This window comes from Jiangella aurantiaca (assembly GCF_004349105.1).
Taxonomy (GTDB): domain Bacteria; phylum Actinomycetota; class Actinomycetes; order Jiangellales; family Jiangellaceae; genus Jiangella; species Jiangella aurantiaca.
The window spans coordinates 17,329-29,113 of sequence record NZ_SMLB01000014.1; the positions used below are offsets into that span (position 1 = coordinate 17,329).

At 71.3% G+C, this 11,785-nt stretch carries 12 protein-coding genes; all 12 read right to left on the reverse strand.

The genetic code is table 11. The annotated features are described in order from the left end of the window. Positions 1–96: 96 nt before the first annotated feature. The 12 genes from ccsB to hemB all read right to left on the reverse strand — a co-directional run bounded on the left by ccsB (position 97) and on the right by hemB (position 11,777). Positions 97–1,095: a c-type cytochrome biogenesis protein CcsB gene (gene ccsB, locus E1262_RS12400; protein ID WP_132103452.1), complete on the reverse strand. Its 999-nt coding sequence runs from the start codon at positions 1,093–1,095 to the stop codon at positions 97–99. Continuing rightward, the gene (gene resB, locus E1262_RS12405) at positions 1,095–2,759 is read right to left on the reverse strand and encodes a cytochrome c biogenesis protein ResB (RefSeq protein ID WP_132103453.1); all 1,665 of its coding nucleotides are present in this window, start codon (positions 2,757–2,759) and stop codon (positions 1,095–1,097) included. The genes ccsB and resB overlap by 1 nt, the downstream gene beginning before the upstream one ends. A 13-nt stretch (positions 2,760–2,772) precedes the next feature. Next, the gene (locus tag E1262_RS12410; protein WP_132103454.1) at positions 2,773–3,516 is read right to left on the reverse strand and encodes a cytochrome c biogenesis CcdA family protein; all 744 of its coding nucleotides are present in this window, start codon (positions 3,514–3,516) and stop codon (positions 2,773–2,775) included. Further along, a complete protein-coding gene (locus E1262_RS12415; RefSeq protein ID WP_132103455.1) occupies positions 3,513–4,133 on the reverse strand; it encodes a TlpA family protein disulfide reductase in 621 nt (206 codons plus the stop codon). Before E1262_RS12415 ends, E1262_RS12410 begins: the two co-directional genes overlap by 4 nt. Further along, complete coding sequence (locus E1262_RS12420) at positions 4,133–4,780, reverse strand: histidine phosphatase family protein (protein ID WP_132103456.1); 648 nt, start codon at positions 4,778–4,780, stop codon at positions 4,133–4,135. Before E1262_RS12420 ends, E1262_RS12415 begins: the two co-directional genes overlap by 1 nt. Further along, positions 4,777–6,087, reverse strand: coding sequence for a glutamate-1-semialdehyde 2,1-aminomutase (gene hemL, locus E1262_RS12425; protein WP_132103457.1), 1,311 nt, complete (start codon positions 6,085–6,087; stop codon positions 4,777–4,779). The genes E1262_RS12420 and hemL overlap by 4 nt, the downstream gene beginning before the upstream one ends. Positions 6,088–6,224: 137 nt before the next feature. After that, positions 6,225–6,626 carry a M28 family peptidase gene (locus tag E1262_RS30880; RefSeq protein ID WP_203453802.1) on the reverse strand — a complete coding sequence of 134 codons (402 nt, stop codon included), beginning with the start codon at positions 6,624–6,626 and terminating at the stop codon, positions 6,225–6,227. Positions 6,627–7,126: 500 nt separating this feature from the next. Next, entirely contained in the window at positions 7,127–8,575 is a 1,449-nt protein-coding gene (locus E1262_RS12435; protein WP_132103459.1) for a catalase, read from the reverse strand. After that, positions 8,572–9,018 (reverse strand): Fur family transcriptional regulator, encoded by a 447-nt coding sequence (locus E1262_RS12440; protein ID WP_132103460.1) that lies wholly within the window; start codon positions 9,016–9,018, stop codon positions 8,572–8,574. Before E1262_RS12440 ends, E1262_RS12435 begins: the two co-directional genes overlap by 4 nt. A 53-nt stretch (positions 9,019–9,071) precedes the next feature. Beyond that, the gene (locus E1262_RS12445; protein WP_132103461.1) at positions 9,072–9,200 is read right to left on the reverse strand and encodes a methionine/alanine import family NSS transporter small subunit; all 129 of its coding nucleotides are present in this window, start codon (positions 9,198–9,200) and stop codon (positions 9,072–9,074) included. After that, positions 9,197–10,732 carry a sodium-dependent transporter gene (locus tag E1262_RS12450; protein ID WP_132103545.1) on the reverse strand — a complete coding sequence of 512 codons (1,536 nt, stop codon included), beginning with the start codon at positions 10,730–10,732 and terminating at the stop codon, positions 9,197–9,199. The genes E1262_RS12445 and E1262_RS12450 overlap by 4 nt, the downstream gene beginning before the upstream one ends. A gap of 61 nt (positions 10,733–10,793) precedes the next feature. Beyond that, positions 10,794–11,777, reverse strand: a complete 984-nt coding sequence (gene hemB / locus E1262_RS12455; RefSeq protein WP_132103462.1) for a porphobilinogen synthase — start codon at positions 11,775–11,777, stop codon at positions 10,794–10,796. Positions 11,778–11,785: the final 8 nt, after the last annotated feature.

The window sequence follows — 11,785 nt, forward strand, 5'->3', positions numbered from 1 at the left end:
AGGATTACTGGAGCCTCAACACGATTGCAGGCGTGTTGAGGCAGGAGAAAACCTCATGACGGCCCTGAGACAGCGGGATGCCTGCAGGAGGCGGGATCAGCCCACCCCGCCGTAGGAGTGCAGGCCGTCGAAGAGGATGTTCACGCCGAAGTAGCTGAACAGCACCGTCGCGTACCCGATGAGCGCGACCACGGACGCCTTGGAGCCCTTCCAGCCGGCCGTCGCGCGGGCGTGCAGGTAGGCCGCGTAGGCCAGCCAGGTGATGAGCGCCCAGACCTCCTTGGGGTCCCAGCCCCAGTACCGCCCCCACGACACCTCGGCCCAGATGGCGCCGAGGATGAGCGGGCCGAAGGTCCAGATCGGGAACGCGATGGCGGTGAGCCGGTACGCGAGCCGGTCCAGCGCGCCGGAGTCGGGCAGCGACGCGCCGAAGCCGCTCGTGCGTCCGCGGTCGGCGGCCCGCTCGGACACGATCTGCAGGGCGCTGACCACCGCGCCGACGGTGAAGAGGCCGAACGCGAGCACCGCGCAGCCGACGTGGACGACCAGCCAGTACGACTGCAGCGCCGGCTGCAGCGGGCCGGGCGGCACGTAGAGGAACGTCGCGGCGAGGCCGACGGTGACGAAGATCAGCAGGACGGCCCAGACGGCGACGACGCGGCCGACGACGGTGCGGGCGAGGGCGAGGAAGACGATCGAGGCGACGAGGGCTCCGGTGATGGAGAACTCGTACATGTTCGCCCACGGCGCCCGCTCGGTGCCGAGGCCACGCATGACGACGCCGACCGCGAGCACCAGCGTGGCCAGGCCGAACAGTCCGCGGCCGATACCGCCGAGTCGATCGGCGCGCTCCTGGAGCTCGGCGTCGCCAGGACCCGCCGGCGCCTCCGCCGGGACATCCGCGGACCCCGGCGCATCCGCCGCCGGCGACGTCACGCCGACCAGCTCGCGCTCCGGGACGGTGGTCGTCACGTTGCGGCGACGGCGGCTGTGGATGCCGGCCTCGGCGCAGTACGCCAGCCAGGCCGCCAGGTAGCCGAGGACGGCCACGACGACGACGTAGCGGCTCCACTCGGCGACGGCATCGAGGTCCATCAGTCCTCGCCTCTTTCCTTTTCCTTGTTGGACTCGCCGCCACCTGGGACCTCGCGGTCGGCATCGGCCGTTTCTTCCGCGCCGCCAAGGCGCAGCGACAGCCCGTCAGTGACGGCACCGATCTCGTCGATGAGGCGGTCGCCCGACGAGCCCTCGGCCCGGTGCAGCCCCGCGACCTCGACCACGGTACGCCCCTCCGGCCCGGTGCTCGCACGCACCCAGGCCCGGCGCCGGCGCACGTACAGCGAGCCCATGAGACCGACCACCGCGACGACGGCTCCGACGAGCGCCAGCTCGCGACCGGAGTTGCGGCCGATCTGCAGGTTCACCCAGGTCACGTAGCCGTCGAAGGTGATGTAGCGGCCGTCGGGCAGCTGGACGGTGTCGCCGACGACGAGCTGCTTGCGGTACGGCTCGCCGTTCTCCTGGTACTGCTCCATGTCGGTGGTGTCCAGCCGGTACACCGACTGCGGCTGGCCGTCGTCGAGGCCGAGGTCGCCGTGCCAGGCGGTCAGGAACACCGCGGGGTTGCGCACGCCCGGGAAGATCGACCGCGGGCCGTTCTCGTCCAGCACGGCGGTCGGCAGGAAGCTGCCCTGGATGCCGATGTCGTCGCCGAACTCCGGCGGCACCTCGACCTTGACCACGCCGGTGGACGTGAAGCTGGAGTCCTCGGGCAGGAACGGCACCGGCCCCTCGGCGAGGATCGTCTCGCCGTCGGCGGCTCGGACGGTGAACGCGGGCGCGTAGCCGGGGTTGATGATGTGCACCGATGTGCCGTCGATGTTCAGCGGCTCGTTGACCCGGATCGTGTGCGTCTCGGGTGCCGCGCCCGGCTCACGCACCACCGTCACCGTCGCCTCGTACTCGGCGGGCTGGCCGATCTGGTTGCCGGCCTCGACGAACTCCATCCGGAACTCGTCGACGTCCATCGAGAACGGCGGCAGGTCGGCGGTGTCGAACAGCGCGCCGGCGGACAGGCTGTCGAACTGGATGACCTGGTTGGAAAAGCCCGCGCCCTCCGGCACGAGCACCGTCGCCCGGTAGCTGAACAGCCCGCCGAGCGCCACCGCCAGCAGCACCACGACGACCGACAGGTGGAACAGCAGGTTGCCGGTCTCGCGCAGGTGCCCGATCTCGGCGGCGACGGAGTCCTCCTCGCCCTCGGCGGGACGGCGCAGCCGGTAGCGCCGGGACCGCAGCTCGGCCCGGGCGACCGCCAGCACCTCTTCCGGCGTGGCGTCGACCTCGACCTTCCGGTACGCCGGCATCCGCGTCAGGCGGCGCGGCGCCTTCGGCGGCTGCGCGCGGACCGCCTTCCAGTGCTGCCACATGCGCGGCAGGATGCAGCCGACCAGCGACACCATGAGCGCGATGTAGATGGCCGCGAACCAGGGCGCGGAGTAGACGTCGAACAGGCCGAGGCGGTCGTACCACTCCGACAGCGTGGGGTTGCGGGCGCGGAAGTCGCGGACGTTGAGCGGGTTGACGTCGCTCTGCGGGATGACCGAGCCGGGAATGGCGGCGACGGCGAGCAGGAACAGCAGGATCAGCGCCACCCGCATCGAGGTGAGCTGCCGCCACGCCCACCGCGCCAGCTCCAGGCCGTTCAGCGGGGGCGGCCGGTTGTCCACCGGCGGGCGCGTGTCCATCCCCGTCGTCATCGTGTGCCCACCTCTACACCGCCACCTCGTAGCTGCCGATCCAGCCCTGCAGCGACGACATCAGCTCGCTCCACAGCCCCGTGACCAGCAGGACGCCGAGCACGATCAGCATGATCCCGCCGACCCGCATGACTGCCAGCTGGTGCCGGCGCACCCACTGGAACCACCGCGTCGCCCTCTGGTACGCCAGCGCCGCCAGCAGGAAAGGCACGCCCAGGCCGAGGCAGTACGCGAACGACAGCAGCGCACCGCGGCCCGCACTGGCCTCGTCGAAGGCCAGGAACTGCACCGCCGCCAGCGTCGGGCCCATGCACGGCGTCCAGCCGATGCCGAACACCGCGCCCAGCAGCGGCGCGCCGGCCAGCCCCACCGCCGGACTCGCCTCGGTGCGCCAGTCGCGCGACAGCCCGGGCAGCCAGCCGGCGAACAGCAGGCCGAGGCCGATCGTCACGACGCCCAGCACCCGCATGACGGTCTCGCTGTGTTCCAGCAGCAGCGACCCCAGGCCGCCGAAGAGCAGCCCGTACGAGACGAACACCACACTGAACCCGAGCACGAACAGCAGCACGCCGAGCACCAGGCGGCCGCGCCGCCCGGACGCCAGCTCCGCGCCGGACAGCCCCGTGACGTAGCCCAGGTAACCCGGGACCAGCGGCAGCACGCACGGCGACAGGAACGAGACGAGCCCGGCCAGCGCCGCCACCGGCACGGCCAGCGCCAGCGAACCGGTCAGGACGGTCTCGCCGAAGGAGTTCACGATGTCTCAGCGGTGCCCTCCGCGGCCGCGCCCGTCGCGGGCGCCTCAGCCGCGATCTCGCGGACGATGTCGGTCAGGGTCGTCTCGCCGAGGGGCCCGAGGATGCGGGCGGCGATGCGGCCCTGGCGGTCGATGACCAACGTGCTGGGGATGGCCGCAGGCGGGATGGTGTCGCGGAACGCCAGCAGCGCGTCGGCCTTGGGGTCGTAGATGCTGGGGTAGGTGATGCCGAACTCGTCCTCGAACTGCTGCGGTGCTCGCTTGCCGTTGGTGTCGCGGACGTTGACGCCGACGAACTGGACGCCCTCCGGCTCCAGCGCCTCGTAGGCGGACTGCAGGTCCGGCGCCTCCTTGCGGCATGGCGGGCACCAGGAGCCCCACACGTTGAGGACGACGACGTCGCCCAGCTGGTCGGCGAGCTGGAAGTCGCCGCCGTCGAGCAGCTCGCCGCCGAACTCCGGCGCAGCCTTCCGCTCGGCCGGTTCGTAGACACCGATGGTGCCGTCGCCGGCGATGTAGCCGGCCTGGTTCGCGTTGTCGCTGCGCTCGACCTGGCCGTCGGAGCACCCGGCCAGCGCCAGCGCCGCCGCGGCCGCGAGAACCACCAATCGTCGCATCACGCACCCGCCGAGAAGGGTTTGCCGATCTGGGGCAGCAGGTCGCCGGCGGGCTCGCTGTAGGCGACCGAGACGATGGTGTCGTCTTCGTACGTCACGGTGGTGAGACTGGCCAGCGCGCACTCCCGCCGTCGGGGGTCGTGCCAGAGCCGGCGGCCCTCGATGAAGCTGCGCGCCGTCCAGATCGGCAACTGGTGCGAGACCAGCACGGCCTCGTGGCCGGCGGCGTCGCGGCGGGCGTCGCTCATGGCGGCCAGCATGCGGGCGGCGATGTCGCGGTACGGCTCGCCCCACGACGGCTTGAACGGGTTGCGCAGGCTCCGCCAGTGCCGCGGGTGCCGCATGGAGCCGTCGCCGACGCCGAACGTCAGGCCCTCGAAGACGTTGAGCGCCTCGAGCAGGCGGTCGTCGGTGCGGACCTCGAGACCGAGCGTCTCGCCCAGCGGGGCGGCGGTCTCGCGGGCCCGCTCCAGCGGCGAGCTGACCAGCACCGTGATGTCGCGGTCGGCGACGGCACCGGCGACGCGCTCGGCCATGGCCTGGCCGAGGTCGGAGAGGTGGTAGCCCGGGAGGCGGCCATAGAGGACCTTGGTGGGGTTGTGCACCTCACCGTGGCGCAGCAGGTGCACTCGGGTCAGCTCGCTCATGCCGCATCCGCCCCGGCAGCGGCGGCCGCGGCCGCGGGCAGCGCCTGCGCGATGCGATCGACCGCGCGGCCGTCGTGGGCGGCGCTGACGAACCACGCCTCGAACGCCGACGGCGGCAGGTACACGCCCGACTCCAGCATCGAGTGGAAGAACCCGCCGAACCGCGCCGTGCTGGTGCGCTTGGCCGCGGCGAAGTCGGTGACCGGGCCGCCGTCGGCGGTGAAGAAGACGCTGAACAGGTTGCCGGCGTACTGGATGCGGTGCGGCACGCCGGCCGCGGTGAGCGCCTCGCCGACGAGCTCGCCGATGCGCGCGGCCGTGGTGTCGAGGTGCGCGTAGACCTGGGCGTCGGCCAGCCGCAGCGTGGTCAGGCCGGCCGTCGTCGCGACCGGGTTCCCGGACAGCGTGCCGGCCTGGTAGACCGGCCCGGCCGGCGCCAGCAGCCCCATGACCTCCGCTGATCCGCCGAACGCGGCGGCCGGGAAGCCGCCGCCCATGACCTTGCCGAACGTGGTGAGGTCGGGCGTGACGCCGTCGAGGCCGTGCCAGCCCGAGCGGGAGACCCGGAATCCCGTCATCACCTCGTCGAGGATGAGCAGCGCGCCGTGCTCGTGCGCGGTGTCGCGGAGGAACGCGTTGAACCCCTCGGCCGGCGCGACGGCGCCCATGTTGCCGGCGGCGGCCTCGGCGATGACACAGGCGATCTGCTCGCCGTGCTCGGCGAACGCCGCCTTCACCGCGCCGGTGTCGTTGTACGGGAGCACGATGGTGTCGGCGGCGCTGGCACCCGTCACACCGGGGGTGTCGGGCAGGGCGAACGTCGCGACCCCGCTCCCGGCGGCGGCCAGCAGCGCGTCGACGTGCCCGTGGTAGTGGCCGGCGAACTTCACCACCTTGCTGCGCCCGGTGGCGCCGCGGGCCAGTCGGATGGCGCTCATGGTGGCCTCGGTGCCGCTGGAGACCAGCCGGACCTGCTCGACGCTGGTGCGGGCCACGATCTCCTCGGCCAGCTCGACCTCGGCCTGGGTGGGAGTGCCGTACGACGTGCCCAGCGCGACCTGCGCGCGGACGGCCTCGACGATCGCCGGGTGGGCGTGGCCGAGGATCATCGGCCCCCACGAGCCGACGAGGTCGACGTACTCGCGGCCGTCGACGTCGTAGAGGTAGGGTCCACTGGCGCGCTGGATGAACCGGGGTGTTCCGCCGACCGCCCGGAACGCCCGCACCGGCGAGTTCACCCCGCCGGGCGTGACGGTCCGCGCACGGTCGAAGAGCTCCGCACTGCGCGGCACGTCGTCGTTGGTCACCGCGTCATTCTCGCAAGCGGCCGGAGCAGCCCGAACGCCGGCCTAGCCAAAGGCCGACCACGGGGTCCCAAGGGGCGGCGAGGCCCACAAGGGAAAGGCGGAACAGGGCGTCCGGGCCGCTCCCGCCGACAACCGCCTCAGCGCCGCAGGTGCGACCCTAGGAACAGCGACTCCGACTGGCCGGTGGCGTTGCCCTTGTCGGTGCCCTCGATGGCCGACGTCGTCATCGCGAAGGCCAGCGTGGCGTGCGCAGCGGCGTCGGAGAACTCGTCCAGCGCCTCGATCGACAGGTTGGTGATGTCGTCGCATTCCGCGTGGTAGCACGGGTCGTATGCGACGCCCGCGGTGCCGCCGTAGATCGCGGCCTGCTCGGCCGTCTTGATGCCCTCGGCGCCGCTGAACAGGCCGCCGGCCGGGATGCCCACGCTGATGAACGCGTCGTAGTCCGACCGTCCGTCGAAGGCCGTCGGCTCGGTCTCCAGGCCCTGGCCGGCGAAGACAGTGGTCTGATAGCCGGCGGCGTCGAGCTGGGCCTTCACATACTCCAGCGACTCGTCGTAGCCCGGCGTCCCGGACGCCCTCGTGCCGCCGTTCGCGTCGGCGATGTCCTGGAGTACCTCCAGGTGCGCTCCATGATGCCGGCCGTGGTCACGGCATCGCGCAGCTCGGTGCTCTCGGCCGGTTTCGCGGCCGACGCCAGCGGTGCTGCGACCAGTACGACAGCTGCCGCGGATCCCGCGGCCCACACTGCGTTCCGTCTCATCCTGGCTCCCCAGATCGTGGTGTCCTGCGGGGCCTGCGGTCCCCTCGTGGAGCGGGAGACTACGCCCGTCCGCGCCCGGACGGAACCCTGATCAGACGGCCATATGCGACGTGAACTCCGGTCGCGTGTTGATCTTGGAGTTGTTCGGCCATCGTGGGGCGAAATGTCCCGTAGATGGCCGAACAACTCCAAGATCAACGCTGGGTGGGGCAGGCGCACCGTCCCCGTCCGGCCCCATGACGGGGCGCGGACGAGGGCGGCGTCGGGCTCGCGCGATCAGCGGCCGGCGGCCTCTTCGACCCGCTTGCCGAGGGTCTCGTCGACGCTGCGCCAGTAGGCGTAGACGCGCTGCCGCAGCTCGTCGCTCTTGACCTGGCCGACGTGGCCGGCGATGTTGCCCACCAGGCGGTCGCGCGCGGCGTCGTCGAGGACCTCGCGGACCAGCGTGCCGGCCTGGCCGAAGTCGTCGTCCTCGGCGTGCAGGGTGGCGGCGGCGCGCACCAGTTCGCCGTCGGACTCCCAGCCGGCGTCGCCCACCAGCGAGGGTTCGGCCGCCGGGCCGCCGTGGCTGTTCGGGGCATAGACGGGGCGCTCCGGCGACGCCCACGAGTACCGCATGGCGCCGTCCTTCGAGTACGAGTCGACCTCGTTCTTCGGCGCGTTGACCGGCAGCTGCGCGTAGTTGGTGCCGATGCGGTACCGGTGCGCGTCGGCGTAGGAGAAGATGCGGCCGAGCAGCATCTTGTCCGGGCTGGCGGCGATGCCGGGCACGAAGTTGCTCGGCTCGAACGCGGCCTGCTCGATCTGTGCGAAGTAGTTCTCCGGGTTACGATCCAGCCGCAGCGTGCCGACCTTGATCAGCGGGTAGTCGCCCTTCGGCCAAACCTTCGTGAGGTCGAACGGGTTGAACCGGTAGCTCGCGGCGTCGGCGTACGGCATGACCTGCACGTACACCGTCCACGAGGGGTGCTCGCCGCGCTGGATGGCCTCGTAGAGGTCGCGGATGTGGTGGTCGGCGTCCTCACCGGCAATGCGGTCGGCGTCGGCCTGGGTGAGGAACTCGTGGCCCTGGTCGGTACGGAAGTGGTACTTCACCCAGAACCGCTCACCGCCCGCGTTGATCCACTGGTAGGTGTGCGAGCCGAATCCGTCCATGTTCCGCCAGGTGCGCGGCAGGCCGCGGTCGCCCATCAGCCAGGTCACCTGGTGCGCGCTCTCCGGCGACAGCGTCCAGAAGTCCCACTGCATGTCGTGGTCGCGCAGGTTGGAGCCCGGCAGCCGCTTCTGCGAGCGGATGAAGTCGGGGAACTTGATGGTGTCGCGCAGGAAGAACACGGGGGTGTTGTTGCCGACGAGGTCGTAGTTGCCCTCGGTCGTGTAGAACTTCAGCGCGAAGCCGCGCGGGTCGCGCCAGGTGTCGGGGCTGCCCTGCTCACCGGCGACGGACGAGAACCGCGCCAGCGCCTCGGTACGGGTGCCCGGCTGGAACAGCGCGGCCTTGGTGAACTGGCTGACGTCCTCGGTGACCTCGAGGACGCCGAACGCGCCGCCGCCCTTGGCGTGCACGACCCGCTCCGGGACGCGCTCGCGGTTGAACTGGGCCAGCTTCTCGACCAGGTAGTGGTCGTGCAGCACGATGGGACCGTTGGGCCCCACCGTCAGCGAGTGGGCGTCGCTGGCGACCGGTGCACCGGAGTTGGTGGTCGTGTGCGGCGTCGAGCTCATGCATTCTCCTCGTTCGCTGGTTGGCACTCGGGGCAGAGCCCCCAGAAGGTCACCTCGGCCTCGTCGAGCATGAAGCCGTGCGTGCGCGCGGGCGCCAGACAGGGCGCCAGCCCGGAGCAGTCGACGTCGACGATGACGCCACAGCCCCGGCAGATCATGTGGTGGTGGTTGTCGCCGACCCGCGTCTCGTAGCGCGTGGTGGACCCGGCCGGCTCGATGCGGCGCAGCAGCCCGGCTTCGGTGAGCGCGTGCAGCACGTCGTAGACGGCCTGGGTGGAGACGGCGCCGAGCGACGCCCGGACGTGCCGCGCGACGGTGTCGGCGTCGGCGTGCGACTCGCGCTCGAGGGCGACGAGCACGCCCACGCGGGGCGCGGTGACCCGCAGCCCGGCCGCGCGTAGCCGCGACGCGGCGTCGTCGCGGAGCTCCTCGTCGGTGGGCACGACCCGATCCTCGACCCTTTTCTGGAACGAGTCAAGTAAGCGGCTGTTTCAGATCACAGATCTGGTCGATCCTCCGCGACCCGGACGTCAGGGTGACGCATCAAGGTCACGACGCTCATCGCGAGGCCGCCCCACACGATGACGATCGCCACGATCAGCATCGCCAGCGCTCCGCCGCTCATGACCGCCTCCCTTCTCCGCCGACGGTCTCGATCTCGGCGGGGACGAAGTCGTCGGCGCCCCGCCAGCGGAACAGCGACAGCACAACGCCGACCACGATGACGCCGATGGCCAGGCCCCACCCGACGACCAGGAGGAACTCCGTCGAATAGTCCCCGTAGTTCTGCTCGAACTCCTGCCGCAGGCTGTCCCACATCATCCAGCCCAGCACCACGGGCGTGATGATGCCGAGCGCCACCTGCCACCACGCACCGAGCCGGACGGCCGAGGTGAGGTTGGCATGCGCCTGCAGCGGCTGGAGGCGCCGCAGGATCCAGCTCACCACGATGACGATCACCAACGCCGCGAGCGCGATGCCGTACTGGTTGATGAAGTGGTCGGTGACGTCGAGGTAGTGCAGCCCCTGGGCGGTGGGGAACAGCAGGATCGACACCAGGGCGATGGCGCCGCCCACGATCGCCACGGCCGGCACGCGGGTGAGCGGCGTGCGGTCCTGGACCGTCGAGATGACCACCTGCACGATGCTCACCAGCGACGTCAGCCCGGCGATCACCAATGAGGCGAAGAACAGCACGCCGAACAGCCCCGCACCGCTGGTCAACGTGGAGATGATCTGCGGGAACGCGATGAACGCCAGCCCGATGCCGGACTGCGCGACCTCACCGACCGCCACCCCGCTGGACGCCGCCATGAACCCGAGTGTGGCGAATACCCCGATGCCGGCCAGGATCTCGAACGAACTGTTCGCGAACCCGGCCACCAGGGCCGAGCCCGTGAGGTCGGAACGGCGGTGCAGGTGCGAGGCGTACGTGACCATGATGCCGAAGCCCACGGACAGCGAGAAGAAGATCTGCCCGTACGCGGCCACCCACACACCACCGTCGGTGATGGCGCTCCAGTCAGGCGAGAACAGCGCGTCCAGGCCCAGCTCGGCGCCGTCGAGGAACAGTGCACGCACCACCAGGATCCCGAACAGCACCACCAGCAGCGGGATGAAGATCATGTTCGCCCGCTCGATGCCGCGGCGGACGCCCAGCGCCAGTACCACGAGCACGAACGCCCAGACCGCGATGAGCGGCCAGAGCACTCCGGACACGTAGGACGTGATCCAGCCCGGCTCACCGACCTGGAGGAAGTCGCCGATGAGAAAGGCCTCGGGGTCGTCGCCCCAGTCCTGGCCGATGGAGAAGCCCGTGTAGCGCAGCGCCCACGCCACGATGACCGCGTAGTAGGCGGCGATGACGAAGCAGATGCCGACCTGCCACCACCCGAGCGCCTCGGCCCGCCGGTGCAGCCGGCGGAACGCCAGCGGCGGCGAGCCGTGGAAGCGGTGGCCGATGGCGTACTCGAGGATCAGGAACGGGATGCCCGCCGTCAGCAGGGCGATGAGATACGGCACGAGGAACGCGCCGCCACCGTTCTCGTACGTGACGTACGGGAATCGCCAGATGTTGCCCAACCCGATCGCAGACCCGATGGCGGCCAGGAGAAAGCCGGCCCGGGTGCCCCATTGCTCCCGTTCGCGCTGCACTATCACTCCTCGCGTGTCGTGTGACAGGCCGACCTTACCGGTGCGGTCCGACAGCGAGAAAGGGTCAGCGGGCCGCGCGCAGCCAGTGGGCGGCCTCGACCGCCCAGTACGTCAGGACGATGTCGGCGCCGGCCCGGCGGATGGACGTCAGCGTCTCGAGGACGGCGCGGTCGCGGTCGATCCAGCCGCGCTCGGCGGCGGCCTGGATCATCGCGTACTCGCCGGAGACCTGGTAGGCCGCGACGGGGACGCCGACGAGGTCGCGAACCCGGGTGAGCACGTCGAGGTAGGACATGGCCGGCTTGACCATGACCATGTCGGCGCCCTCCTCGAGGTCGAGGGCGGTCTCGCGCAGCGCCTCCAGCCCGTTGGCGGGGTCCTGCTGGTACGTCTTGCGGTCGCCGGTCAGCGACGACTCGACGGCGTCGCGGAACGGGCCGTAGAACGCCGAGGCGTACTTGGCGGCGTAGGCCAGGATCGCGACGTCGGTGAACCCGGCGGCGTCCAGCGCGGTCCGCGCGGCGCCCACCTGACCGTCCATCATCCCGCTCGGCCCGACGACGTGGACGCCGGCCTCGGCCTGCGCGACCGCCATGCGGCCGTAGACCTCGAGCGTCGCGTCGTTGTCGACCGAGCCGTCGGGCGCCAGCACACCGCAGTGGCCGTGGTCGGTGAACTCGTCGAGGCACAGGTCGGCCATGACGACCGTCGCGTCGCCCACCTCGGCGACGACCTCGCGGATGGCGGCGTTGAGCGGCCCCTTCGGGTCGACGCCGCCGGAGCCGACGGCGTCCTTCCGTTCCGGGATGGCGAACAGCATGAGCCCGCCGACGCCGGCCTCGACCGCCTCGAGCGCCGCCTTGCGCAGCGACTCCATGGTGTGCTGCACGACGCCGGGCATGGACGGGATCGGCCGCGGCTCGGTCGCGCCCTCGCGGACGAACATCGGCAGCACCAGGTGGCGCGGCTCCAGCGACGTCTCGGCGACCAGCCGGCGCATGGCCGGCGTGCGGCGCAGCCGCCGCGGCCGGATCTCCGGGTACCCCATGCGGCCCT